The following is a 25,997-nucleotide window of genomic DNA, read 5'->3' on the forward strand; positions in this document are numbered from 1 at the left end:
TCCCCAACGCTAATTCTTCAGCGCCTCGAACTGAGCCGCTTGTTTCTCGGTCCACAGAACGGTGATGCGAAACCCGTCCTCGGTCTGTTCTTCGCTGCTTACGACATCCTGGCGGAACAGCCAGGCCCGCTTGTCCCCGTCAGAGAAAGACAGATCCAATACCGCCTCACGCCGTGCACCTTGCAGACGCATCGCGATCTCGGACAGCAAAGGTGCGATGCCTTCGCCGGTGACCGCTGAAATCGCAAAAATCTCGGGATCTCGGTCCGCGCGCGCCAGCGTCGCCTCGCGCTCATCGGCGCTCAGCAGGTCAATCTTGTTCCAAACCTCAAGCCGGGGCCGCTCGTCGTCGACGCCCAGCGAGGTCAGGATCGCCTCGACATCCTGCGCCTGCGCCTCTGTTTCCTCGTGGCTGATATCACGCACATGGACGATCAGATCGGCACCCAAGACCTCTTCCAGCGTCGCCCGGAAGGCTGCCACAAGCTCGGTCGGAAGGTTCGAGATAAAGCCCACCGTGTCCGACAGGATCACTTCGGGGCCATCAGGCAGTTGCACGCGACGCATGGTCGGGTCCAGCGTGGCGAACAGCATGTCCTTGGCCATCACCTCGGCCCCGGTCAAGTGATTGAACAGCGTGGATTTCCCTGCGTTCGTATACCCAACGAGAGCGACGATTGGATAGGGCACCTTGGCCCGGGCGGCACGGTGCAGTGTCCGGGTCTTGACCACCTTCTGCAACTGCCGCCGCAAGCGCACCAGTTGTTCGTCAATGGCGCGGCGGTCGGCTTCGATCTGGGTTTCGCCGGGTCCGCCGACAAATCCCAAACCACCGCGCTGGCGTTCAAGGTGGGTCCACGCCCGTACCAGCCGCGTCCGCTGATAGCTGAGCGCCGCCATCTCGACCTGCAACACGCCTTCCCGCGTACGGGCGCGATCGCTGAAAATCTCAAGGATCAACCCGGTCCTGTCGAGGATCTTGACCTTCCACGCCTTTTCCAGATTGCGTTGCTGCACCGGTGTCACCGGCCCGTCGATCAGAACCAGTTCAACTTCGTTGTCGTGAAAACGCTCACCAAGTTCTTCAATCTTGCCGCTGCCGAACAAATACCCGGCCTGCGCGCGTTGAAGGCGCACGATTTCGGATCCGATCACATCCAGATCGGGCAATGCGGCGGCCAGTGCCACCGCCTCTTCCAGCGCCGGTTCAGGGACACGGCGCTGTTCATCTGATTTGATTTCGGGATGCAGCACCCAAGCCCGGGTGCGCATCCGGTCATGTTCCATCAAGAGGCGTCTTCGCCCTCATACAGGTTGATCGGCTGTGACGGCATGATGGTCGAAATCGCGTGCTTGTATACCAACTGCGACTGTCCGTCGCGGCGCAACAATACGCAGAAATTGTCGAACCAGGTGATAACACCCTGCAATTTCACGCCGTTGATCAGGAAAATCGTGACCGGAACCTTAGCTTTCCGTACATTGTTCAGGAAGGCATCCTGAAGATTCTGTCTGTCCGAAGCCATATTTTTATAATCTCGCCATTGTTCTTGCTACGCGCTGCGGACCAACGCGCTCCCTCCGGCAGAGTATGGAGTGCTACGCACAGATATTCCAGATGAAAAATCAGGCGTTAGCCACCGCAAGTTACACCCGGCTCAATCCCGCCAAAGCGACGGGGTGATCAGGGCGATGATCGCCAGCGTTTCCAGGCGACCTACGACCATCGCCGCGCACAACGTCAGTTTGGCACCCGCGGAGAGGTCGATCAGGCGAATTGGAACGTCCGTGGCCAACTCGATCAACGGCCCCGTCGTGCTGAGCGTGGCCACGCTAAGCACCATGGCCTGTTCGAACCCGGACCCCATCGCCGCCAGCAGAAGGTTGAACACCGCAAGAGTCAGCGCAAAGAGCATCAGAAAGATCCAGGCGATGAACGCCCCATCGCTTTGAATGCGGCGATTGCCACCCCCTGCACTGCTGATGGACGAAGGATAGATCAGGCGATCAATCTCACGCGCGCCGTTCAGATACAGGGCGAAGACCCGCAACAGTTTGACCCCCCCGGCCGTCGTCGCGACGCCTCCGCCGATCAATGCCAGCCCCATCAACAGCAAACCGGGCGTTCCCAAACCCGACAGTTGCTGTGCGTCGTTCCAGTTCGCGCTTTCAAAGCCGGCCGTCGTCAGGAAAGCCAGAACGGTGAACAGCATCCCCCAAATGACCTGCAAAGCCTGCATTGGTTCCATTTGACCACCGATTTCCGTCACGCCCGCAACAACCCGGAAAAACAACAGGATTGCGACAGCCAAGACAATCATCAGACCGATACGAAACTCCGGATCCTTATCCAGACGGGAATAGCCCGTTGTCGCGGTATCCTTCGAAAATGTCAGGCGCGAGAGCGCAAAGAACAGGAACAGAAACAGAATGGCTTCGCCCGTAAACCCGGCCTGCGCCCCTTCCATGCCCCCGACCGGAGAGATGCCGGACGTGGCCATTACTGCCATCGCATGGCACACGGCCGTCAGACCGACTTCACCCGAGATCAACAGAAGAACCCAGATCACGGTCGTCAGCCCGACATAGACTGGCGTCAGGGTCCTGGCCACACGGATCAGACGGCCACGCGGGTCCACGCGTTCGCTCTGTGCCACCCCTGACACCGGGCGCCCCGGCTGGCCTCTGGTGGTGACTTCGAACCCGCCAAGCGACAGCGGCGCAAGGATCGCCGCCGCGGCGATCCACATCAGCAGGCCCCCCATCCAACCGACCATGGCGCGCCACAAATGCAACGGGGCCGTCAGACGGGCCGGATCCGGAAACAGGTCCGCCCCCGTGGTCGTCAGAGAACTGACCATATCGAAATAGGCGTTCAGAAAGGTGGTGGTTCCAAGCGCGTCGTGAAACGGGATCGCAAGAAAGATGGGCAGCAGCGTGAAACAGCCCAGCATCACCGCCAACTGCCCCAACGTGCCGCGCCGGGGTATGCGGTTGGAGGACGCCATCGCGATCGTAGCCACCAGAAACAAGCCCAGTATCCCGGAATACAGAAAGGATCGTGACGTGTCGTGATCATCCAGTGCCAGCGCATAGATCGCCGGAATCCACATGGTCAGGGATGCAATGCCCCAGATCAGCAGGAACAACGGCAACCGCCGCAACAATCCAACCCGTTGTGTCCTTGCATGCGCCATCAGAAGAAATCGATTGAGACCTGCATCAGGCGTTCAACCTCTGGCACGTCCTTGGCCATGGCAAAGATTGCGACCACATCTTTTTCATCGATCCGCAGGCTGCCGGTCGGTCGCAGAACGTCGTCTCCCTTGCGGACTGCGCCCACAAGCACACCCTCGGGGAAGTCGATATCGCGCAGACGTTGCCCGGCCATGGGCGAGGTCGACAGAACCTCGGCCTCGATCACCTCGGCCTCGGCATCCCCGATGGAATAGACCTGACGCACCCGCCCATGACGGATGTGTCGCAGGATCGAGCTGACGGTTGTCGCCCGCGGATTGATATAGGCATCGATCCCCAGAGGCCCCATCAGGGCCACCATGCTGGGGTCGTTGATCAACGCAATCGCCAGAGCACAGCCTTCGGCCTTGGCACGCACCGCGGCCAGCATGTTCGTACGGTCGTCATCCGTAACCGCCAGCATCGCATCGGCCCGCTCGATCCCCGCCTCGCTCAGCAACCCGGCATCCATCCCGTCACCATGCAGCACGATCGTCCGTTCCAGAGCTTCGGCGGCAAGCTCAGCGCGATGGCGGTCGCGCTCGATGATCTTGGCCCGCACACGGCTTTCGCGTTCTTCCAGCGTTCTGGCCACTTCCAGCCCGACATTTCCGCCGCCCACGATCACCACGCGATCCTGCCGCTTCTGCGCCTTACCGAACACTTCCATGGTGCGATCCACGTCCTTGACGTTGGTAAAGACATAGCATTCGTCGCCCACAAACAGCTGATCATCGGATTCGGGGGCAAACAGCGTGCCTTCGCGCCGCACCCCAACCACGATGGAACTGAGGGTCGAGAACAGATCCGTCAGCTGCCGCAACGGTGTATTCACGATCGGGCAATCCTCTTCCACCCGCACCCCAAGCAGCTGCGCCTTGCCGTCCATGAAAATCTCGGTGTCAAAGGCGGATGGGGCAGACAGGCGGCGCATGGCAGCGGCGGCAACTTCGCGTTCGGGACTGATCACCACATCAATCGGCAGATGATCACGACGGTACAGATCCGAGTGGATCGCCTCGAGATAGGATTTCGACCGCAGGCGCGCGATCTTGCGCTGGATCGAAAAGACCGAGTGCGCCATCTGGCAGGTGACCATGTTCACCTCATCCGAATGGGTGGCGGCGATGATCATGTCAGCGTCACGGGCCCCTGCCCGTTCCAGCACGTCCGGGTAACTTGCAAACCCGGCGATCCCCTGCACATCCAGCGTTTCCGTCGCCCGCCGTACAAGGTCGGGGTTGTTGTCCACGACGGTGACATCGTTCAGCTCGCCCGAAAGATGCCGCGCGATCTGCCAGCCGACCTGCCCCGCACCGCAAATAATGACCTTCATGCTTCTGGCCCTTCTGCCTGAAAGGATTGAATGACAGATGCCCCCAGAGCGGTCAATTGAATTGTCATCGCAGCCCGGCTGCGGCAAGATAAGCGCATGAAAACGCTGTTTCCTATACTGCTACCTCTGATGGTGTTGTCCTCATGCGGACCTCTTTCGCTTTACTACCGCGAAGGTGAAACCGTGTCGCGCCTGCAAAAAGAGACCACCCAGTGCCAGCTGAAGGCGGTCAAAGAGGTGCCGGTAGCCAATCAGATCCGCCAAAGCCCGCCAACCTATTGGCCGGGGCGTACCTATTGCGACGGCAGTGGTCGTTGCTATCAATCGCCCGGCTGGTGGCAGCCTGGCAGGGTCTATACCGTGGATGTGAACCAAGGCTTGCGCAACACGGTCGAAGCGCAATGCATGGCCCAGAAAGGGTTTCGACCCGTCAGCCTGCCGCCGTGCAAGCAGAACGTGAAATCACGCGTGCCCGCAACGCGAACGACAACATTGCCACCGCTCAACAGCGCGTCGTGCTTTGTGAAATTCGATGACGGCTCGTTTCAGATCATAACGCCCGGTCAGGCCGGCTGAGGCCCTGCGACCGGCAGGTTATTCTGCCGGTTCGGGTTCATCGATTTGCGCCACGCGCGCGCCGGATTTGTTCGAAGTCACCACGCCCAGCGATTTCAGTTTCCGATGCAGGGCACTGCGTTCCATGCCTACAAAGCTGGCCGTTCGGCTGATATTGCCGCCAAACCGGTTGATCTGTGTCAGCAGATACTCTCGCTCGAACGCCTCGCGGGCTTCGCGCAACGGCAAGGTGGCCAGCGCGCCAGACAACACGACACGACCTGAATCTTCTGCCTTTTCTTCCTCGTTGGGCAACTCACGCGCCTCGATCGGGCCGGAACCATCGCCAAGGATCAGAACCCGCTCGATCAGGTTCTTGAGCTGGCGCACGTTGCCGGGCCAGGTCATCGTCTGCAACAGGGCAACGGCCTCTTCCGACAATTCCCTGATCGGCAAACCCTGAGTTTCGTTGCACATCTCAATAAAGTGCTGCGCCAGAACCGGGATATCTTCGCGCCGATCTTCCAGTGACGGAACGGCAATCGGGACGACGTTCAGACGGTGGTACAGCTCTTCCCGGAACCGTTCAGCCGCGATTTCCTCGTCAAGATCCTTGCTTGTTGACGAGATTACGCGAAGGTCAACGCGCACCTTGTCACTGCCACCGACACGCTGGAACTGCTGATCCACCAGCACCCGCAGGATTTTTGATTGCGTCCCAAGGGGCATGTCGGCAACTTCGTCAAAATAGACCACGCCGCCATGCGCCTCTTCCAGCAAACCCGATTCCACGCCGCGTTCTGCCGATTCCCGGCCAAACAGCACCTCTTCCACACGCTCGGGTTCGATCCCGGCACAGTTTACCGTGACAAATGGCGCATTGGCGCGATTGGAATGGGCATGGATATATCGCGCTGCAATCTCCTTGCCGGACCCCGCAGGGCCGCTGAGCATCACGCGGCCATTCGACTTGGTCACCTTGTCCAACTGCGCCTGCATGGCGCGGAACGCGGCGGATTTGCCGATCATGTCGGAATTGTTGACTTCTTTCCGCTTCAGAGACGCATTCTCGCGACGCAGGCGAGAGGTCTCCATCGCGCGGCGGATCACCACCATCAACTGGTCTATGTTGAACGGCTTTTCGATAAAATCATACGCGCCCTGCTTGATTGCGGCGACGGCAATTTCAATGTTGCCGTGGCCAGAAATGATCACCACCGGCACATCCGGGTTGTCACGTTTCACCGCTTTCAGGATGTCGATGCCATCCATGCGGCTGTCCTTCAGCCAGATATCCAGGATCAACAACCCCGGCGGTTCCGAGTTGATTGACGCCATGCACTCGTCCGAGTTGGCCGCCAGCCGGGTTGAATAGCCTTCGTCCTCCAGAATGTCGGACACCAGCTCGCGAATATCGCGTTCATCATCTACGATCAGAATGTCACTCATCTTTGGCCTGCTTTCAGTTTGTTGGTTCTAATTGCCTGCTTCTGTGGCGCTGCCGTTGGGGACACTGTAACCCCCGGCAATCGGATCACGGCCATCGCGCCAAAATGGTCCTGTCCGTCAAATACGGGCGCATCCTCGAGGGTCAGCGCGCCGCCATGCTCTTCTATGATCTTCTTGACGATGGGCAGGCCCAGCCCGGTCCCTTCGTCACGTGTCGTTACATAGGGTTCAAACAGCCGTGCCCGATCCTCGGGCAGACCTATCCCGTTATCTGCAATGGTGATAACCGTACCCGCGTCATCACTGGTAACCGCCACTTTGATCTGTGGCAGGAGGTTGTCGGGCCCCCCTTTTTCTTTAAGGGTTGCAATGGCTTCCCCGGCATTCTTGATGAGGTTGGTCAGCGCCTGATTCAGCATGGTTGCATCCACATCCGCCATGATAGGCTGTTGCGGCAGATCGGCATCGATCTGCACATCCGGCTGCCCGGCCTGTTGCAGCAGGACCGCCTCATGCACCAGATCAACAAGGTTCTCTTCCCTGCGCTCGGGTTCAGGCATCCGTGCAAACTTCGAGAATTCATCCACGATGCGACGCAGGTCGTTGGTCTGCCGCACAATCACGTTGGTCATCGAATCCAGGCTGCTGCTGTCTTCCTCGTCCAGCTTGCGTGAGAACTTGCGCTTGATCCGTTCCGCGCTCAGCTGGATCGGGGTCAGAGGGTTCTTGATCTCATGCGCGATGCGGCGGGCCACGTCACCCCAGGCCGCCATCCGTTGGGCGCTGACCAGATCGGTGACGTCATCGAAGGCAACCACATATCCTTCCAGGCCCCCGTCTTCTCCGCGCCGGATGGCCATACGGACCAAAAGGTTCTCAAGCCGCCCCTTGCGGGTCACCTTGATTTCTCCCTGAACGGCCTCTTGCCCGCTGTCCTTCAGACTTTCGAACAGGGGCAGAAATTCCGGCACTGCAATGCCGATGGCAAGATGCTGCTCGCCCCTGGTCCAATCCAGCAACCGCTCGGCCGAGCGGTTCACGAAGGTGATGCATCCTTCCGGATCTACGCCAACGACACCGGACGTGACCGAGCTGAGCACCGAGTCGAACAGACGGCGCCGGCTTTCAATCTGCCGCGTGTTCTCCAACAGCGTATCCCGCTGTCCTTTCAACTGCCGGGTCATCTGGTTGAAATACCGGCCCAGCATCGCGATTTCGTCGTCGCTGGCTTCTTCAATCACCTGAACGCTCAGGTCACCGGCCCCAACCCTCTGTGCCGCAGTGGTCAACCGCCCCACGGGACGCGACAGCCGTTCGGCAAACCACATGCCCAGGGACATTGCCGCAAGGATCAGGATCAAGGCAAAGCCCAGATACAACAGGCCGAACTCGAACAGCACCCGGCCCCGTTCACTTTCAAGCTGTTGGTAGAACTGTGCCGTTTCCTTGGTATCGTCCAGCAGCGTCAACAACTGTCCGTCCACCTCGCGGCTGACATAGAGATAGCGATCCAGATAAGCCTTCAGAGGAACCAGCGCACGGAACTCGTTGTTGGGCCAGTCGGCGATGATCAGCAAGCCCTTGTCGGTGGCTTCAGCAATCTGTTCGGGGGTTGGGGCTTCGTAGTTGAACAGGTAGGACCGGTCCCCGCGCGATTTGATTTCGCCACCACCGTCGATGACATAGGCTTCGCGCAGCCCCCGTTGAATCTGAGCCTGCCCCTGCGCCAGAACTTCACGCAGTTCAGCGTCGGAGATATAGAAATCCAGCGATCGTGCATTATCCAGATATCGCGCAAGAACAGACGCGTCTTGTATCAATCCCTGGCGGTGTTCCTGTTCATAGGCTTCTGCTGCCGTCAGCGAAGATCCCACAACCTGACGCACGCGGTCGGAAAACCAGCCCTCAAGGCCGATATTGACGGTCAATCCGGCAAAAATCGCCACGGTCACGGTTGGTACCAGCGCCAGCAGAGTAAACGCCCCGATCAGGCGCAAATGCAGGCGCGAACCCGCCGACTTGGCCCGTCGTGCGGCAATCAAACTGCCAACCTGTCCAAGCACAAGTGCTGCAACAACCAGAACGTAAACAAGGTCGGCCAACAGAATCAGTCGCAAGGTCGGTGCCGTCGCACCAAGATCGAAAGGACCGATGACAAGGTAAGTGGCCAGCGCCAGAACGGGGCCCATGAGGACCAGCCCCAAAGTGCCAAAATTGCGCAGTTTCCGTGATTTACGCCATCGACTGATCGATGGGATCATCCCGCTCTGTGCTCGGGTTGCCACTGTCTGCCCTCATCCTGATGTGCCGCTTGCGCGGCTTACCGCCATATATCGTGATCTTTTCCCAACAGATGCCGGGATGCCACGGTTTGTGTGGCGATATTACATCAGTTTGCGTCGACGTGTCACCTGAATATCGAGATCCGTAATCTTTTTTCGCAGCGTATTTCGGTTGATTCCCAACAGATCGGCACATTTCGCCTGATTTCCGCCGGTTGCATCCAGTGCGATTTCGATCAGTGGGGCCTCAACTTCACGCAATATGCGCTGATACAGACCCGGGGGCGGCAGAATGTTGCCGTGCAAGTCAAAATACCTCCGCAAATGCCGCTCGACCGAAGTCGACAGCTTTTCGCGTTCGCCACCGCTCAGGACCGGTTCTGCCTCTGGTTGGCTGCCCAGCACCATTTCCACTTCGGTTTTCGTGATTTCGTCAGCGCGGCTGGTCAGACCCAGCCGGCGCACGGCATTTTCCAGTTGCCGTACGTTCCCGGGCCACGAATAGCGCCGCACCAGCTCCACCGCCTCGGGGCTGAGCCAGCGCTTGGTGCCGTTCTCCCGCTCTTCCCGCATTAGGAAATGCTCGGCCAGCAACGGAATGTCGTCCACCCTTTCTCGCAATGACGGTACGTGGATCGTGGCCCCGCACAGACGATAATACAGGTCCTGGCGGATACGTCCGTTCTCCATCCCTTCGGTCAGGTCCGACTGGCTGGTGGCCATGAAACGGGGAACGTGATCGCCCGGTGTGTCCATCATGCGGACGATACGCGCCTGAAGCTCATCATCGATATCTGCGATTTCGTCTATCAACAATGTGCCGCCGCGAACCCGCGCCATCACGCGCGCCGGGCCCTCCAGATCGCGCAATTCGGCAGCGGTGACAGTGACAAAGGGCAAGGTTCGACGGTCGGAGAAATCGTGAATGGCCCGCGCAATCAATGACTTGCCCGCGCCGCTTTCGCCGGAGATCATGACCGAGAGATCCGTGTTCATCACCCGCGCAACCAACCGGTACAGGGCCTGCATCACCGGTGTACGCCCGACCAGAGGCAGTTCTTCGGGGCGCTCGCTTGTGCCTTCGGTTGGTACTGGCTGGGCACGTTGTTTCTGATCCAGCGCCCGCGCCGTCCGTTTCATCAGATCCGGCAGGTCGAAGGGTTTTGGCAGATAGTCATAGGCATCCGCCTCTGTCGCCTGAATCGCCGTCATGATGGTGTTTTGTGCGGAAATCACGATCACCGGCAAACCGGGGCGGTCTTCGGCAATCTTCGGCAGCATCTCAAGCCCGTTTCCATCGGGCATGACCACGTCGGAAATCACCACGTCCCCTTTTCCCTCGCCGACCCAGCGCATCAACGTGGTCAGCGACGAGGTCGCGTGCACCTTGCACCCGGCACGCGTCAGGGCCTGCGTCAGAACAGTGCGGATCGTGCGATCGTCGTCCGCGACCAGTACGGTGCCATCCATCAGGTGCTCTCCTTCTTGTCCTCGATTGCGTCTCGCGGCGCGCGGCGCAGTGACAGTTTGAATACCGTTCGCCCGGGCACGGATTCGGCCGAAATCCAGCCGTCATGGTCCGAGATGATCTTGCTGACCAGCGCCAACCCCAGGCCGGTGCCGTTTTCCCTGCCGGATACGAACGGATCGAAAATGTCGCCACGGATGTCTTCAGGCAGCCCCGGACCATCGTCGATGATCTCGATCTGCAAGGGCAGCGAGTGCCCCGACCCGTCACTGCGACGCAGCCGGAAGGAATGTTCGAAATAGGTGCGCAGGCGGATCGTTCCGCCCTGCGGCCCCGCCGCCTCGGACGCATTCTTAAGCAGGTTCAGGACCACTTGCAGAAACTGGTCCGGGTCTCCATAGGCCAGCGGCAGCGACGGGTCATAGTCTTCGATGATCGTCATATCCGCACCAAATCCCAGCAAAGCGGACCGTCTTGCGCGATCCAGCACATCGTGGATGTTGACCGGCTTGAAGTCAGGTTTCTGAAGGTTCCCGAATTGCTCGACCTGTTCCAGCAGTTTTACGATCCGGCGGCTTTCGGCGACAATAAGGTCAGTCAGTTCAAGATCTTGCGGCGGTATATTCATGCTGAGCAACTGCGCCGCACCGGTGATCCCGGCCAGCGGGTTCTTGATCTCGTGCGCCAGCATTTCCGCCATGCCGATGGCGGATTGTGCCGCGGATTTGACCGTATTCCCCCGCGTCATCCGACCTGCCAGTTCACGAGGCGAGATGATCATGATCATGGACCCCGGATGCCCGACCAAAGGCGCAATCTGCAACGCGCATTGCAGCGGCGCCCGGCTGCCCGACCCCACATCCACATCATTCACGAACAAAGGTGTGCCCTGCCAGCGGGCGCGCTCGAACGCCTCTTCCAACGGCGCGTCCACGGCGATCTGATCCCACACCGGATGGCCGATCACCGATTTGCGCGATGCGTTCAGAAACCCCTCACCGGCAGCATTCACATCGGATATCCGGTCCTGTTCATCAATAATGAACGCCGGAACCGGCAGCGAGTTCCAGATGCTGGTGTCAGAATTCATGCCGCCACCTCGTCCGTGACGCTGAGCGCATCCGCCAACAGGCGCAGCACTTCCCCCGGATCGCGTGACGTCAGGACCGCCCGGCGCAGAGGCGCAGGTGTTGCGGCTTCGTCCATGTACCACCCCAGATGCTTGCGGGCGACACGCAGACCCAGATCGGTGCCGTAGAAATCCAGCATCGACTGATAATGCGCACAAACCATATCAATCAGATCATGACCGGTCGGAATGTCAGGTGTCTCGGCCCCGTACAGGTCGTGACAGATTTGCGCCAACAGCCAGGGCTTGCCCTGAGCACCACGACCCACCATCACCCCATCCGCGCCGGACTGGCGCAACGCGGTTCGCGCGGCGTCAGTGTCCACGATATCTCCGTTCGCGATGACCGGGATCGATACGGCCTCTTTCACCGCCCGGATCGCCCGCCAATCAGCGTGACCCTTGTAGAACTGACAGCGTGTGCGGCCATGGATCGTGACCATCTGAATACCTGCGTCCTGCGCGCGGCGCGCCACGTCGGGCGCGTTCAACAGACTATCGTCCCATCCCAGCCGGGTTTTCAGCGTCACCGGCAGATCGACCGCACCCACAACGGCCTCGATCAGTGCCAGCGCGTGATCCGGCGTTTTCAGAAGGGCCGAGCCGGAATAACCGTTTGTCACCTTCTTGGCGGGGCATCCCATGTTGATGTCGATCACGCGCGCGCCACGATCGGCCACCTGACGGGCCGCCTCGGCCATCCAATGGGCCTCGCGCCCTGCCAGTTGTACGGCGGTGTTTTCCACATCCGCGGACAGTTCCGCCCGCTCCCGCACGCCGGGTTTGGCCTGCACCATCTCCTGACTGGCGACCATTTCACTGACCACCATGCCCGCACCAAACCGCATCACCAGATCGCGAAACGGGCGGTCGGTGATTCCGGCCATGGGGGCCAGCAAAACAGGCGGTGCTATTTCCTTGTCGGCAAGGTGCAATGTCAACGCGCTTAATCCTTGGGCAGTTGTGGTTTTGATATCGTTTTCTGCGCATATGAACAACAAAACGGCGCGCAACAAGCCCGCAAAACTATCATCTGCCCATTTTTTGAGCACATGACCATGGGTGATTGCCTCTGCATTCACCGCCGCCTAAACAATGCCCATCACGAGGAGAGCGCACACATATGACAACAGCCGCCATCATAGTCGCCGCCGGTCGCGGGTCGCGCGCCGGGGGGGGCGTGCCAAAGCAATGGCGCAGCCTTGCGGGCCGGCGGGTGGCCGATTGGACGATCGAGCGCTTTCGCGGACAGGTGGATCACATAGTTCTGGTGCTGTCCGACGAAGATAGCGCCGCATGGGAAGACTTCCGTGAAACCGACCTGATCCTGGCTTCGGGCGGAACGGATCGCGCGGGATCGGTGCGCAACGGATTGGCTGCTCTGGCCGACCGGAACGTGCAGCGCGTTTTGATCCACGACGTTGCACGGCCTTGCGTCACGCGCCGCATCATCACCGACGTTCTGAACGCCCTGGAAACATGTCCGGCGGCGGCGCCCGGGCTGGCGGTGACAGATGCGCTGTGGATCGGGCGTGAACAGGTTGTGACCGGCACGCAGGATCGCAGCAACCTGTTCGCCGCGCAAACTCCGCAAGGGTTTCACTATGACGCCATCACCGCCGCTCACGCTGCCCATCCGGGCGGCGCGGCAGATGATGTCGAGGTTGCCCGAGCCGCCGGGCTCGATGTCTGCATCGTACCGGGCGATGCCGACAATCTGAAAATCACCCGCCCCGAGGATTTTGCCCGGGCGGAACGCGTAATGGGAACGGACATGGATGTAAGGCTGGGCAACGGGTACGACGTGCACCGTTTTGGCGATGGGGATCATGTGATCCTTTGCGGTGTGAAGGTGCCACATGACCGCGGGCTGCAAGGCCATTCGGATGCCGATGTCGGGATGCACGCAGTCACCGATGCGATCTATGGCGCACTGGCACAGGGGGATATCGGACAGCATTTCCCACCTTCGGATCCACAATGGAAAGGCGCAGCCAGCGAGGTTTTCCTGCGCCACGCGGTCGAGTTGGCGGAACGGATGGGATACCGTATCTCGAACGTCGATTGCACGTTGGTCTGCGAATATCCGAAAATTGGCCCGCATTCAGAAACCATGCGGGAAAAGATGTCTGAGATCATGGGCCTGCGCGCAGATCAGGTTTCGGTCAAGGCGACAACGTCCGAGCGACTGGGCTTTACCGGCCGCAGCGAGGGCATCGCCTCGCTCGCCACAGCCTGTCTGGTGAAGGCATGAATATCGCACAGATGATCGGTACGGTTGGCGGCGTTGGCTATTTGCGCCCCGCCCCCGGCACCTGGGGATCACTGGTGGCCCTGCCGATGGCCTGGGTATTGCACACGCTGGGTGGTTTCCCGTTGCTGGCGATCGCAACGGTTGCAGTTTTTTTCGGCGGCCTTTGGGCCACGCGGGTGATGACCAGGGGTCAGGATGACCACGACCCGTCCGAAATCGTCATTGACGAAGTCGCAGGCCAGTTCATCGCGCTTTGGGCGATTTCCTATCCGTCCTGGGCACATGGAATCGACATTGCCGCGCTCTGGCCCGGCTGGGTTGCCGGGTTCATCCTGTTCCGTTTGTTCGACATCACCAAACCGGGGCCCATTGGTTGGGCTGATCGCCGCGGAGATCCGATGGGCGTGATGCTGGACGACGTGATTGCAGGCATTTTCGCAGCCATCGGAGTGATGGTTCTGGCCGGTATCGCACACGGAGTTCTGGGGCTATGAACGTCACAGGCCTGCTGGACCGCGCCAAAGCGCAGTGCGTGATGATCGCCACCGCCGAAAGCTGCACCGGTGGCATGGTCGCCGTGGCGCTGACTGACATTCCCGGCAGCTCTGCCGTCGTGGATCGGGGTTTCGTCACCTACACCAACGAAGCCAAACAGGACATGCTGGGCGTTCAGGCCGAAACGCTGAACGCGCACGGTGCGGTTTCCGAAGAGGTTGCCCGCGAAATGGCCGAAGGTGCGCTGAGCAATTCACTGGCGCAACTTGCCGTCTCGATCACTGGTATTGCCGGGCCGGGCGGGTCCGAATTCAAACCCGAAGGGCGTGTGTGTTTCGGGTTGGCCGCCGAGGGGCGGCCGACGCATGTCGAAACCGTCGAATTCGGCGCACCCGGTCGCGATGCCGTGCGTCGCGCGGCGCGTGACCACGCCTTGGCCCTGCTGTATACGGCCCTTTCCGCAGGCGCCTAAACTTTCAGCACAAGACCCCTGAAACCGCTTCTTTTGAAGTCAGTTGAAAAAAGGCCGCCAAAACAGGCGCTTTTTTTCGCCTTGCCTCTTTTTTCTCCAACCGACGGTGGCTTGAAACAGCCCACACCGCTCACACAGCGCCGATCCGTGCCGAATTTCGACGGCCCGGCGCACTCATTCGGAAGGGAGAATGGCCCATGAACGGAGCCGATACAGCCTGGATCATCGTTGCAACCGCGTTGGTCCTATTCATGACATTGCCGGGCCTCGCCCTGTTCTATGGCGGCCTCGTGCGTGCCCGAAATGTCCTCAGCGTGTTCATGCATTGCTTTTCAATTGCCTGTTTGATGAGCGTTCTTTGGCTGGTCGCTGGGTATTCCATCGCGTTCGGCCCCGGTGAAAGCGGGCTTTGGGGTGGTTTGGGCAAGGCCTTCCTAAACGGCGTCGACGTGGACAGCCTTGCGGGAACCCTGCCCGAGATCCTGTTCTTTGCCTTTCAGATGACCTTCGCCATCATCACCCCGGCGTTGATCGTGGGCGCCTATGTCGAACGTGTGGGCTTTGGCTTTGTCCTGACCTTCTCGGCGCTGTGGATGCTGCTGTGCTATGCGCCCGTGGTGCACTGGATCTGGGGCGGCGGGATGCTGGCTGATGGCGGCATTCTGGGCGAGATCGGCGTGCGCGACTTTGCGGGCGGTATCGTGGTGCACGAAACCGCTGGTCTGGCAGCCTTGATCATCGCGGTCATCCTCGGGCCGCGCCGCAACCGCACGACACCACCGCACAACCCCGGTTATGTCATGATCGGTGCCGCAATGCTGTGGGTCGGCTGGTTCGGTTTCAACGGTGGTTCGCAACTGGCCGCTGATGGCGGAGCGGCGATGGCCCTGACCGTCACGCACCTGTCCGCAGCCACCGCTTCGCTGAGCTGGGCCCTGTGGGAACGTATCCGTTTTGGCAAGGCCTCGATGGTCGGTCTTGTCACGGGCACAATCGCGGGTCTGGCCTCGATCACGCCGGCTTCGGGCTTCGTCGGTCCGGTTCAGGCCCTGATCATTGGCGCCGTGGCCGGCGTTCTGTGTCAGGAAGCCGTCAGCGTGGTGCGCAACAAGCTGAATATCGACGACACGCTGGATGTCTTCGCCGTGCATGGCGTCGGCGGTATCTTCGGCACGCTCATGATCGCCCTGTTTGGCCTTGGAACCTGGACCGCGCAGTTGGGTGGGCTGATTATCGTGGGTGTCTTTACGGCAGTTGTCACGTTTGTGTTGGTCAAACTGGTTGCACAGATCACGCCACTTCGCGTAGACGCCGAGACCGAGACAAATGGCCTCGACCTCTCGGTACATGGCGAGCGGGCCTATGACATGAGCAGTTAAGCCCACCTTGGCTGCCCATCGCCCGCAAGGGCAAAAGCGGACCTCTTGGGGGTCCGCTTTTCTTTTGTCCAATCCCTCTCGACTCCGGCCCAAGGGTCGGGCTATCAGCCCGCAACGTGTTTTCAGCCCCGAGGTTTGCACCATGATCCCCAGTTCCTTTCCCGACAGCACCGAAATCGCCCGCCTGACCGCACGGATGTTGCTGGAGATCAAAGCCGTGCATTTCAACTCGCGGGAACCGTTCACGCTGGCCAGCGGTCTGCCCAGCCCGACCTATATCGACTGCCGCAAGCTGATCTCGTATCCGCGCATCCGCTCGACCCTTATGGATTTCCTGACCGTCACGGTGATGCGGGACGCTGGCTTTGAGGCATTCGACAACATCGCAGGCGGGGAAACGGCGGGCATCCCCTTTGCCGCCATGGTCGCCGAGCGCATGGCCCTGCCCATGACTTACGTTCGCAAGAAACCCAAAGGTTATGGCCGCAACGCCCGAATCGAAGGTGCGATGAGCGAAGGTGAACGTGTGTTGCTGGTCGAAGACCTGACAACCGACGGCGGCTCGAAACTGTCCTTTGTCGATGCGATCCGCGAAACCGGCGCCACCTGCGGGCACACCGCCGTCATTTTCTACTACGGCATCTTCCCCGAGACCGAGAAAACGCTGGGTGATCATGGCGTCAAGCTGCACTCGCTCTGCACATGGTGGGATGTTCTGGCCGAGGCCAAGGCTCAGAAAGCCTTTGACGACGAGACCCTTAGCGAAGTCGAGGCCTTTCTGAACGATCCGCGCGGCTGGCAAGAGGCCAATAAACCAGCGTAAACCTGTTGTGGACGGAATGGGGATAAACCCGGAAGAATCGGACGGCTCGCCACGATATATGGTGACTTTCCCCACAATTCCTACATAATAAGGGATGCAGACGCCGGCACCCAAGCGGTCTGGAAAGTTATCCCAAGGCTTTACCCCAAGTTAGCCACAGGTATTTCCAGATAGCTTGCGGTGGTGTTTCATGTGTAGAACCTCGGGACGGGCAGCGGGGACAAAATGAACGAGATCAGCAGTATCGAGCAGGCAGCGGCACAGATTCAGAACGCCGAAACCATGCCGCATTCCATTGAGGCCGAACAACAGCTTCTGGGTGCGATCCTGACCAACAACGACCTGTATGACCGGGTCGCCTCGATCATCGGGGCTGAACATTTCTATGATCCGGTCCATGCCCGGATTTACGAAGTGGCCTCGGCCCGTATTGCAAAGAATGCGCTCGCCTCGCCCGTGACGCTCAAATCGTTCATGGCCGAGGATGAGGGTCTGAAGGAACTGGGCGGTCCCGCCTATCTGGTCAAACTGGCCGGCGCTTCGATCAGCGCATTCGCGGTGCACGACTATGCCCAGATGATCTATGACCTTGCCATCCGGCGCGAGCTGATCCGGCTCGGCCGCGACATCTCGGACAAGGCGGCGCGGGTCGATGTCTCGAGCGAGCCGAAAGAACAGATCGTCGAGGCCGAGCAGCAGCTTTATCAGCTGTCCGAGCAGGGCCAGACCGAACAAGGCTTTCAATCCTTCCTCAAGGCCGTCACCGAAGCCGTCAACGTCACCAACGAGGCCTACCAGCGTGGCGGCGGCATGGCCGGGATTTCCACCGGTCTGGCCGATCTGGACAAGCAATTGGGTGGGTTGCACCCGTCCGACCTGATCATTCTGGCCGGGCGTCCATCCATGGGTAAAACCTCGCTGGCCACCAACATCGCCTTTAACGTTGCCAAGGCCTACAAGCGCGGGACTAAGCCCGACGGCAGCGAAGGCGCGATCGATGGCGGCGTTGTTGGCTTCTTCTCACTCGAGATGAGTGCGGAACAGCTTGCAGGCCGGGTTCTGGCGGAAGCCTCGGAGATCTCGAGCCACAAAATCCGTCAGGGCGACATGACCGAGGCCGAATTCCGCCGTTTCGTCGATGCGGCCAAGGAACTGGAAGCCTGCCCTTTGTTTATTGACGACACCCCTGCCTTGCCGATCTCGCAACTTGCCGCCCGGGCACGACGGTTGAAACGGACCCACGGGCTGGACCTGCTGGTCATCGACTATCTACAGCTGTGCCGCGGCATGTCCGACAACCGGGTGAACGAAATCGCCGAGATCTCGATGGGCATGAAAGCCATCGCCAAAGAACTGAACATCCCGGTCGTTGCGCTTTCACAGCTGTCCCGTCAGGTCGAAAGCCGCGACGACAAGCGCCCGCAACTGTCCGACCTGCGCGAATCCGGCTCGATCGAGCAGGACGCCGACGTGGTGATGTTCGTGTTCCGCGAGGAATATTACAAGGAACGGGAAAAGCCCGGCGATCACGAACTGGAAAAGATGGAAGAGTGGAAGCAGGCGATGGAACGTCTGCACGGCAAGGCCGAAGTCATCGTCGGCAAGCAACGTCACGGGCCCATCGGTACGGTCGAATTGTCGTTCGAGGCACAATTCACCCGCTTTGGCAATCTGGTCAAGCCCTGGCAACAGGGCGGTGAAATCGAGGGTTATTGATCGCGTAAAGAACGCCCGCCCCGTGCTGGACACGCCAAGCGCTTTGGTGTTTTCCCTGCCCGGTGTTAACGTGACGGTGTCGTTCAACCAAAACGTGCCATTTCCGCCCGGAGACCCACAGATTTGCCCGCGATCATATCGGAAATAAGATATCGCAACGGCCCGAACTTTGCTCCGGACGGAGATTACATTGAAATCCGTGTCCCCACCGGAACCGATGTCACCGGGTTGCAGGTCGATGTTTACAACGCCAACGGCTCGGTACGCAGTTCGACGGATGTCGACACCGGAACGATGACCACCGTGGGCGGGTTCGACTATTACGTGATTTCGGCGCGCATCAACCGATTAGGGGCGGTCTCTCTTTCTGACAATGGTTCGGTTCTCAGCTTTGTATCCTTTGACTCTCAGGTGACAGCGACCCAGGGGCCGGCCATTGGCCAGACCTCGACCCAGATCGGCAGCAACGGCACGGACGATACCGCGTCGCTGTCATCGAAGGACGGGGTCAACTTTGTCGAGGATCCCAATCCCAGCCCCGGCGCCCCCTGTTTTGCTTCGGACACCCTGGTCCTGATGGACCGTGGCGAAATCAGGGTTCAGGATATCTGCCCGGGTGACAGGGTGATGACGACCGGAGACAGCTCGGCAACCGTTCGGCTTGTTCTGTCCCGGCACCTGCGCCAGGCCGATCTGTTAAAAACACCCGAACTGCGCCCAGTCCGCATCACGGCCGGCGCCCTGGGGCACGGCCTGCCCCGCCGGGACCTGACGGTTTCACGACAGCACAGAATGCTGGTCCGTTCGGACATCGCACAGCGCATGTTCGACACAAGGGAGGTTCTGGTCTCGGCCATCCGGCTGACAGACCTACCGGGCGTTTACGTGGATCGGGACGCGACGCAGGTGGTTTACCATCACGTAGTCTGTGACCGTCACGTGGTTCTTTTTGCCGAAGGCGCGCCAAGTGAAAGCCTGTTTACCGGCCCCGAAGCTCTCAAATCCCTTCCGCCCGAAGCGTTGCACGAGCTGTTGCAGATTTTTCCGGGTCTCAGCTACGATAAAGATATGGACCCTGCCTTCTATATCCCCAGTGGCAGGCGGCAGAAAAAGCTGGTGGCCCGACATGTCCGGAACAGCAAGGCGATCATAGATCAGGCCCTGTTCTAGGCTGTGGAACCAAGGCCATCGACCAAAGCGAAAAACCAATCCCACTCACCACAGCGCCGGGTTGTTCAGTGCGGAAACGCATTGCGACGGGCCCTTCAAAGGCTTCAGTTCGTGACCATCCAACGCCTGACCCAACCAGCCATGCGGATCGCTGAGTTTCAGCGGTGGCTGGGCAGTATCCTCGGTGATCTGCACAAATCCCGTTTTGCAATAATAGGCCGGGTCGCCATAGGTCAGTGCCACATCCACACCTGATGCCCGCAAGCGATCCAGACCATAAGAAATCAGCGCCTGTCCAATACCTGTTTTTTGCGAACCAGTTTGCACCGCCATCGGTGAGAGGATGAACACATTGCGCGTATCCTGCGAAAACGTCATCCGGGAGAAGATGGCACAGCCAAGCAGCTCGTGATCGTGATGCGCCGTGCACACCAGAATGTCTTCAGGCGGCGTGCTGTTGACCAATTCACGTACGAACGTACCAATTGCTGCGCCCTCTTCCGGCCCTTCCGATGCGGAAAAAACGTCTGCAAAAAAACTTGTGATCTGTGATGGGTCTACGGCCAATCCGCTAGAAAAATCCATGACTTCCTCATTGGTTGACGGTGCGCCCTCGCCTTCGCCGGGACAGAACGATCCTGTTCACAGGATCGCTTTAACTTGGATGTGAAGACAATCCCCGAACCGGGCAATTACAGCGGCAGGTTGCCGAATCTTCCGATTTTTTGGTGTTTTCCGCCACAACAGACGAAACACCGTCATAAACCGCCAGGTAAATGCGCCATTCCCTCTTGACCTTGGACGGCGCAATGTCATGAACAGTGCCATGAGTACTGCACGTTTAACGATCAATCTTCAGGCGCTCGCCAGCAATTGGCGGGCGCTCGACGCGAAAACCGGGGTCGAAACCGGTGCCGTGGTCAAGGCCGATGCCTACGGGCTGGGTGCCGGGCCCGTCAGCGACACGCTGGCCGAAGAGGGCGTTCGCAAGTTTTTTGTGGCTGCCGCAGAAGAAGGCGCCGCTGTCCGCCAGGCGGTCGGTCCAGGCCCGATGATCTGTGTCTTTTCAGGGCATATGGAAGGCGATACCCAATTGCTGCTCGCCAACGATCTGACACCATTGATCAATTCGCCAGAGCAGTTCCAACTCCACCAACACGCCCTGCCCAACCATCCGTTTGGCATTCAACTGGACAGTGGCATGAACCGGCTGGGCCTTGAACCCGCCGACTGGGCCGAATTGCGCCCAAAGGCCGAGGCGATGTCACCGGTTGTCATCATGTCCCATCTGGCCTGCGCGGACGAGCCGGACCATCCGATGAACCAGCAGCAGCTTAGAACCTTCCGAGAGATGACCGAAGGTGTCGCCGCGCCGCGTTCTCTGGCTGCGACCGGCGGCATGCTTTTGGGTCCCGAGTTCCATTTCGATTTCTGCCGCCCGGGCATCGGTCTGTACGGCGGCCTGCCCTTTGCGGACGCCAAACCCGTTGTCACGGTCGATCTGCCTGTCATCCAGGTGCGCAAGGTGGCCGTGGGCGAAACTGTTGGTTACGGCAACAGCTGGGTTGCGCGCCGACCCTCTCGTATCGCCACAGTCGCGGCGGGGTATGCAGACGGCCTGCATCGCGCCATCGGCGGCGGCATAGACACCTTCGCCGGCAATCAGCCCTGCCCGGTCGTCGGCCGTATCTCGATGGATCTGATCACGGTGGACGTCACGGACCTGCCGAAAGACCCGGAACGCCTGCGTATCCTGAATGGCCATCAGACCGTCGATGATCTGGCCGAAGCTGCCGGGACAATTGGCTATGAGATCCTCACATCAATGGGCAATCGCTATTCGCGGGGCTATGTGGAATGAACCCTCTCACCGCGCTCGGAGGTCTGGGCCGCACGGTTCTGAGCCTGCTTGCGGCCTTTGGCCGGGTGGCACTGTTCGCGCTTGATGCGATCTCGCATATCCTGCGTCCCCCCTTCTATCCGCGCGAATTTGGCATGGCCCTTCTGAACATCGGCTGGCTGTCTTTGCCCGTCGTCGGCCTAACCGCGATTTTCACCGGCGGTGCGCTGGCATTGCAGATCTACGCCGGCGGCGCGCGTTTCAACGCCGAAGCCGTGGTGCCGCAGATCGTGGCCATCGGCATGGTGCGCGAACTTGGCCCGGTTCTGGTCGGGTTGATGATCGCGGCGCGCGTGACATCCTCGATCGCGGCCGAGATCGCCACGATGAAAGTGACCGAACAGATCGACGCGCTGGTCACGCTGTCCACGCATCCGATGAAATACCTCACCGTCCCGCGCGTTCTGGCCGCCCTGATCACAGTGCCTGCTTTGGTGGCCGTGGGTGACATCATCGGAATTGCCGGCGGCTACACCGTGGCCACGCAGAACCTGGGCTTCAACCCGGCGGCCTATCTTAAAAACACCGTGGATTTCCTGGAAACCCGCGACATCGTCTCATCATTGGTCAAAGGCGCGGCCTTCGGCCTGATCGCAGCCACGATGGGCTGCTACTACGGCATGAATTCCGGCCGTGGCGCGCAGGGCGTGGGCCGCGCCACCAAGGGCTCGGTCGAGGCCGCCGCCGTGTTGATCCTGGCTGCAAACTTCGTTCTCACGGGGGTATTCTTCTCGCTATGATCCGGATGGAGAACGTACATAAAGCCTTTGGTGACAACCACGTGTTGCAAGGCATGAACCTTGAGATCCCCAAGGGTACCTCGATGGTCATCATCGGCGGTTCGGGCACCGGAAAATCGGTCGCCCTGAAATGCATTCTGGGCCTGATCAAGCCCGACAGCGGCATGATCTATGTCGACGGCAAAGACGCGAGCAAAGGCGACCGTGACGCGTTTCTGGCCCGGTTCGGGATGCTGTTTCAGGGCGCGGCCCTGTTTGACTCGCTGACCGTCTGGCAAAACGTCGCCTTTCGCCTGCTGCGCGGTTCCCTGAAGCGCCCGACCGAGGAAGCCCGCGAAATCGCCATCGAGAAGCTCCGCCGCGTGGGCCTGAAATCCGACGTCGCCGACCGGTTCCCAGCGGAATTGTCAGGCGGCATGCAAAAACGCGTGGGCCTTGCCCGCGCCATCGCCGCCGAGCCCGAGATCATCTTTTTCGACGAGCCGACCACCGGCCTTGACCCGATCATGTCCGGCGTCATCAATGACCTGATCCGCGAGATCGTGACCGAAATGGGCGCTACCGCGATGACCATCACCCACGACATGAGCTCGGTCCGCGCGATTGCCGACAATGTGGCCATGCTGCACGGAGGCGTCATTCAGTGGACAGGTCCGGTCGGGCAGATGGATGCGTCGGGTGATCCATACGTAGCGCAGTTCATCAGCGGAAGTGCCGAGGGGCCGATTGAGGCGGTGCGCTAGGCCTCTCCTATTGCCAGTTCGTGTTTTAATTTCTCATAGGCTTGGTCAACGTGATCGAAGCGTAGGAGGTACTTTCCGCGCGGAACAACAATGTCGGGCGTTTCAATTCGAACCAAATCAAGGGTCTGCCCAAGATGGGTTCCTGAAAAAAGAACATAATCAGGATCCTGCCCTGTTAGGCGATTATACAACCTCCCTCCGAACCATTTTGCCCGACCTTGGGCTCGCTTTGCTTCGTAAAGGCGCAAGTGAAGCGCTCGAAAAAGCTCTTCTCGATCAAATGGCGTGATATCTGCGGCTATACTTCCCGCCGAAAGAGCGCCCATGAGGCCTATTGTCGTTGCTTCCTTAACACCAGTTTGAGTAGCGGAAGGTCCTTTGACAACTTTCACGATTGGCTTGGTCATTTCAACTCAAAGAGGAATAGAATAAGTTTCGGTCAAGCTAACTCGTACTCCCGAACTTGCAACGAAAAACTTGCAGCTTTTTCCGCTGCTTCATAGATATTCACTGTATTGTCCGAGATTCATAATGACCCTCCGCCTCGCCACCCTCTCTCTTCTGATCCTCTACCCCATCGCATGGTTCGCCCCGCTGATGCGCGCAGGGTTCCTGCCGATCTTCGGCCTCTCAGAGATCAGCGTTATCACCGGGCTGCAATCCTTGTGGAAATCCGATGTCTTCCTCGCGCTGATCGTCACCATCTTCGCGCCTTACATCAATACCATCGGCACCGCGCTGAATGTTCCCGCGCGCGACGAAAAAACTCAAAACTCATCGACGGAATTCCGGAAGCCACGCGTTACACCAATGTAACCCTTGTATTTCTTGGAGCTTCCCCATGCCCACTTCTTATTCCCGCGCGCAAATCGCCCTTCATTGGGCCATTTTCTTACTGATCGCAGTTCAGTTCCTCTTTCACGAGCCGATTTCAGAAGCATGGGATCAAATTGAACGTGGGTTGCCGGTCGCATTTCAAGCCCCGGTTGCTTTGCATGTTTTCGGGGGTTTCCTTATTCTGGCACTCGCGCTTTGGCGGATTGCATTGCGCCTTCGCCGCGGCGCGCCCTCCCTTCCGGAAAAGGAAACTGCTGCGATGAAACTCGCGGCTCATGCGACCCATTTCTCGCTATATGCCTTGATGGTGCTTTTGCCGGTGACCGGTGCTCTGGCTTGGTTCGGAGGGATAGAAGCATCCGCCGAAGTGCATGAAGTCTTGAAAACACTGATGCTTGTTCTGGTTCTTCTGCATATTTTGGCCGCCCTGTTCCATCAGTTCGTCCTGAAAACCAATTTGATGGCCCGTATGAGGCGGGCAGAGTAACCTCCCAAACAAGCATCCTTGCACAGACGATCCAACGACGTACTGTTAGGCGGTCAAACGTAACAGAACTGGCCGCCATGACCCTCCGCCTCGCCACCCTCTCGCTGCTGATCCTCTACCCCATCGCGTGGTTCGCCCCGCTGATGCGTGCAGGGTTCCTGCCGATCTTCGGCCTCAGCGAAATCAGCGTCATCACCGGGCTGCAATCCCTGTGGAAATCCGATGTCTTCCTTGCGCTGATCGTCACCATCTTCGCCCTGTTTGCGCCTTACATCAAAACCATCGGCACCGCGCTGATCCAATGGAATCTGCTGGATGCCCGCGTCCAGCCGGCGCTCAACACCCTCGGCAAGCTGGCCATGGCCGACATCTTCCTGATCGCGCTCTACATCACTTTGGCCAAAGGCATCTCTTACGCGACCGTTGAGACCGCATGGGGTCTCTACCTGTTTACAGCCTGCATTCTGGCCTCCATCGCGCTTGGCCATATTACAGAGATGACATCCACATCACGAAAAGCTCAGACCTAATTGATTGAAAACACAAATCTAAGTATCATCTTTATATTTCGAGCAGCAGTGTTTTGTAGTTTTCGGGTCCGCAGCGGATCGCACTAAGTCGTCAGATCACCTTCCGCTTTGGCCCGGTGTGTTCCGGTTTCAAGAAGGAGTTCGACGATCATGGCCGCCCTCCACAGTATTACAATGCAATTTCAGAATGCCTTTTTAAGACTGACATTTTTCCTGATCTGCCTGGCGGCCTTGTCGGCCGTTTCAGCCACGTTGTTGTCCGCTTTTGGCGTATTGCCCTGGCTCTCGATGCAGGCCGGATTCGGCGAGGCACCACCAACGGATGCCGGCATGTTCATCCAGATCGGCCTGACAGCGCTAATTCTCATGCTGGCGTTTTACCTGCCAGCCAATGCCCGAATGATGGCGCTGGAAAACAGCCACCGCAAATTCGCGCTCAACATGCATGACATCGCGCAAGCGTATCAAATGGCCCATGCCGCCGATCGCGGCGGGCTGTTCATGATGTCGTCCGAGTTTGACGCCGTAAAGGAACGTTTGGGTTTTCTGCGCCAGCACCCTGATCTGCAATCGCTTGAGCCAGAGATTCTGGAACTGGCCGCACAGATGAGCCAGATCAGTCAGGAACTGGCCCGAACCTATGGCGATGCGCAGGTCGAACGCGCGCGGATGTTCCTGCAACAGCGGCAGGAAGAGATCGAGCTGTTTCAGCAGCGTCTGGAAGAAGCGCAGGTCATCCAGAACGAATTGCGCCAGTGGACGCGGGATGTGGAAATGGAAGAGACGATCGCCAGGTCGCAACTTACCCGTCTGCGGGATGAGCTGTTCGAGCTTCTGCCCGAATTGTCCACCCAACTACAGGCTCCACGCAATGAGAGTTCTTCCAAGGCGGCCAGCGTGATAGCAATGTCGCCCCTTCGACCAGCGGAATAGGCGCGACCGCGCCCGGTGCGGGCGATGGCCCATCGGGGCCTGAGGCCGCAGCGCGCCACCGG

The 25,997-nt window shown here is 59.4% G+C and carries 25 protein-coding genes and 1 pseudogene; 15 read left to right on the forward strand and 11 right to left on the reverse strand.

All coding sequences use genetic code 11. The annotated features are described in order from the left end of the window. Positions 1-9 precede the first annotated feature (9 nt). The 4 genes from hflX to trkA form a co-directional block, all read right to left on the reverse strand. Positions 10-1,287 carry a GTPase HflX gene (hflX, locus tag AC2FF8_RS01720; protein ID WP_257598824.1) on the reverse strand — a complete coding sequence of 426 codons (1,278 nt, stop codon included), beginning with the start codon at positions 1,285-1,287 and terminating at the stop codon, positions 10-12. Next, positions 1,287-1,526 (reverse strand): RNA chaperone Hfq, encoded by a 240-nt coding sequence (gene hfq, locus AC2FF8_RS01725; protein WP_005982826.1) that lies wholly within the window; start codon positions 1,524-1,526, stop codon positions 1,287-1,289. Before hfq ends, hflX begins: the two co-directional genes overlap by 1 nt. 132 nt (positions 1,527-1,658) lie before the next feature. Continuing rightward, on the reverse strand, positions 1,659-3,197 hold the full coding sequence (locus AC2FF8_RS01730) for a TrkH family potassium uptake protein (RefSeq protein WP_170344097.1): 1,539 nt from the start codon (positions 3,195-3,197) through the stop codon (positions 1,659-1,661). Further along, entirely contained in the window at positions 3,197-4,573 is a 1,377-nt protein-coding gene (gene trkA, locus AC2FF8_RS01735; RefSeq protein ID WP_496878782.1) for a Trk system potassium transporter TrkA, read from the reverse strand. The genes AC2FF8_RS01730 and trkA overlap by 1 nt, the downstream gene beginning before the upstream one ends. Positions 4,574-4,669: 96 nt before the next feature. Here trkA and AC2FF8_RS01740 point away from each other — a divergent pair, with 96 nt between their 5' ends. After that, positions 4,670-5,149: a hypothetical protein gene (locus AC2FF8_RS01740; RefSeq protein WP_425078362.1), complete on the forward strand. Its 480-nt coding sequence runs from the start codon at positions 4,670-4,672 to the stop codon at positions 5,147-5,149. Between the two features lie 18 nt (positions 5,150-5,167). On the opposite strand, the gene ntrX is transcribed toward AC2FF8_RS01740, so the two are convergent. From ntrX to dusB, 5 genes are all read right to left on the reverse strand, one after another. After that, positions 5,168-6,577 (reverse strand): nitrogen assimilation response regulator NtrX, encoded by a 1,410-nt coding sequence (gene ntrX / locus AC2FF8_RS01745; protein WP_257598827.1) that lies wholly within the window; start codon positions 6,575-6,577, stop codon positions 5,168-5,170. Further along, positions 6,574-8,838, reverse strand: coding sequence for a sensor histidine kinase NtrY-like (locus AC2FF8_RS01750; RefSeq protein WP_496879263.1), 2,265 nt, complete (start codon positions 8,836-8,838; stop codon positions 6,574-6,576). Before AC2FF8_RS01750 ends, ntrX begins: the two co-directional genes overlap by 4 nt. A gap of 123 nt (positions 8,839-8,961) precedes the next feature. Beyond that, positions 8,962-10,329, reverse strand: coding sequence for a response regulator (locus AC2FF8_RS01755; RefSeq protein WP_496878783.1), 1,368 nt, complete (start codon positions 10,327-10,329; stop codon positions 8,962-8,964). Continuing rightward, entirely contained in the window at positions 10,329-11,417 is a 1,089-nt protein-coding gene (locus AC2FF8_RS01760) for a two-component system sensor histidine kinase NtrB (protein ID WP_257598829.1), read from the reverse strand. Before AC2FF8_RS01760 ends, AC2FF8_RS01755 begins: the two co-directional genes overlap by 1 nt. Continuing rightward, a complete protein-coding gene (gene dusB, locus AC2FF8_RS01765) occupies positions 11,414-12,397 on the reverse strand; it encodes a tRNA dihydrouridine synthase DusB (RefSeq protein WP_496872194.1) in 984 nt (327 codons plus the stop codon). Before dusB ends, AC2FF8_RS01760 begins: the two co-directional genes overlap by 4 nt. Before the next feature lie 182 nt (positions 12,398-12,579). Here dusB and AC2FF8_RS01770 point away from each other — a divergent pair, with 182 nt between their 5' ends. The 7 genes from AC2FF8_RS01770 (at position 12,580) to AC2FF8_RS01800 (ending at position 19,765) form a co-directional block, all read left to right on the forward strand. Beyond that, a complete protein-coding gene (locus AC2FF8_RS01770) occupies positions 12,580-13,710 on the forward strand; it encodes a bifunctional 2-C-methyl-D-erythritol 4-phosphate cytidylyltransferase/2-C-methyl-D-erythritol 2,4-cyclodiphosphate synthase (RefSeq protein ID WP_496878784.1) in 1,131 nt (376 codons plus the stop codon). After that, on the forward strand, positions 13,707-14,204 hold the full coding sequence (locus tag AC2FF8_RS01775) for a phosphatidylglycerophosphatase A family protein (protein ID WP_496878785.1): 498 nt from the start codon (positions 13,707-13,709) through the stop codon (positions 14,202-14,204). The genes AC2FF8_RS01770 and AC2FF8_RS01775 overlap by 4 nt, the downstream gene beginning before the upstream one ends. Next, positions 14,201-14,677: a CinA family protein gene (locus AC2FF8_RS01780; protein WP_496878786.1), complete on the forward strand. Its 477-nt coding sequence runs from the start codon at positions 14,201-14,203 to the stop codon at positions 14,675-14,677. The genes AC2FF8_RS01775 and AC2FF8_RS01780 overlap by 4 nt, the downstream gene beginning before the upstream one ends. 197 nt (positions 14,678-14,874) lie before the next feature. Further along, positions 14,875-16,056, forward strand: coding sequence for an ammonium transporter (locus AC2FF8_RS01785; RefSeq protein ID WP_425078366.1), 1,182 nt, complete (start codon positions 14,875-14,877; stop codon positions 16,054-16,056). 142 nt (positions 16,057-16,198) lie between these two features. After that, a complete protein-coding gene (locus tag AC2FF8_RS01790; protein ID WP_170344088.1) occupies positions 16,199-16,879 on the forward strand; it encodes an orotate phosphoribosyltransferase in 681 nt (226 codons plus the stop codon). A 225-nt stretch (positions 16,880-17,104) separates the two neighbouring features. Next, positions 17,105-18,595 carry a replicative DNA helicase gene (locus AC2FF8_RS01795; RefSeq protein WP_170344087.1) on the forward strand — a complete coding sequence of 497 codons (1,491 nt, stop codon included), beginning with the start codon at positions 17,105-17,107 and terminating at the stop codon, positions 18,593-18,595. A gap of 123 nt (positions 18,596-18,718) precedes the next feature. Further along, complete coding sequence (locus tag AC2FF8_RS01800) at positions 18,719-19,765, forward strand: Hint domain-containing protein (protein WP_496878787.1); 1,047 nt, start codon at positions 18,719-18,721, stop codon at positions 19,763-19,765. 45 nt (positions 19,766-19,810) lie between these two features. Here the strand turns inward: AC2FF8_RS01800 and AC2FF8_RS01805 are convergent, their stop codons facing one another. Beyond that, positions 19,811-20,350, reverse strand: coding sequence for a GNAT family N-acetyltransferase (locus AC2FF8_RS01805; RefSeq protein WP_496878788.1), 540 nt, complete (start codon positions 20,348-20,350; stop codon positions 19,811-19,813). 241 nt (positions 20,351-20,591) lie between these two features. Between AC2FF8_RS01805 and alr the strand changes: the two genes are divergently transcribed. Genes alr through AC2FF8_RS01820 form a run of 3 tightly spaced genes read left to right on the forward strand, consistent with a single transcriptional unit; the run spans position 20,592 to position 23,148 of the window. Continuing rightward, on the forward strand, positions 20,592-21,626 hold the full coding sequence (alr, locus tag AC2FF8_RS01810; protein ID WP_170344084.1) for an alanine racemase: 1,035 nt from the start codon (positions 20,592-20,594) through the stop codon (positions 21,624-21,626). Further along, positions 21,623-22,405 carry an MlaE family ABC transporter permease gene (locus AC2FF8_RS01815; RefSeq protein ID WP_170344083.1) on the forward strand — a complete coding sequence of 261 codons (783 nt, stop codon included), beginning with the start codon at positions 21,623-21,625 and terminating at the stop codon, positions 22,403-22,405. Before alr ends, AC2FF8_RS01815 begins: the two co-directional genes overlap by 4 nt. Further along, complete coding sequence (locus AC2FF8_RS01820; RefSeq protein ID WP_425078370.1) at positions 22,402-23,148, forward strand: ABC transporter ATP-binding protein; 747 nt, start codon at positions 22,402-22,404, stop codon at positions 23,146-23,148. Before AC2FF8_RS01815 ends, AC2FF8_RS01820 begins: the two co-directional genes overlap by 4 nt. Here AC2FF8_RS01820 and AC2FF8_RS01825 read toward each other — a convergent pair. Then, entirely contained in the window at positions 23,145-23,555 is a 411-nt protein-coding gene (locus AC2FF8_RS01825; protein ID WP_496878789.1) for a hypothetical protein, read from the reverse strand. The genes AC2FF8_RS01820 and AC2FF8_RS01825 overlap by 4 nt on opposite strands. Before the next feature lie 124 nt (positions 23,556-23,679). On the opposite strand from AC2FF8_RS01825, the pseudogene AC2FF8_RS01830 reads away from it, so the two are divergent. From AC2FF8_RS01830 to AC2FF8_RS01845, 4 genes and pseudogenes are all read left to right on the forward strand, one after another. Further along, positions 23,680-23,889 (forward strand): annotated as a pseudogene (locus AC2FF8_RS01830) (paraquat-inducible protein A); the annotation flags it as partial. A 1-nt stretch (position 23,890) separates the two neighbouring features. Continuing rightward, a complete protein-coding gene (locus AC2FF8_RS01835; RefSeq protein WP_496878790.1) occupies positions 23,891-24,472 on the forward strand; it encodes a cytochrome b in 582 nt (193 codons plus the stop codon). A 77-nt stretch (positions 24,473-24,549) separates the two neighbouring features. Continuing rightward, positions 24,550-25,002 carry a paraquat-inducible protein A gene (locus AC2FF8_RS01840; RefSeq protein WP_496878791.1) on the forward strand — a complete coding sequence of 151 codons (453 nt, stop codon included), beginning with the start codon at positions 24,550-24,552 and terminating at the stop codon, positions 25,000-25,002. Positions 25,003-25,152: 150 nt separating this feature from the next. Continuing rightward, entirely contained in the window at positions 25,153-25,935 is a 783-nt protein-coding gene (locus tag AC2FF8_RS01845) for a DNA repair protein (RefSeq protein ID WP_496878792.1), read from the forward strand. The last annotated feature ends 62 nt before the right edge of the window (positions 25,936-25,997 follow it).

The organism is Ruegeria sp. YTSA144 (assembly GCF_059610125.1).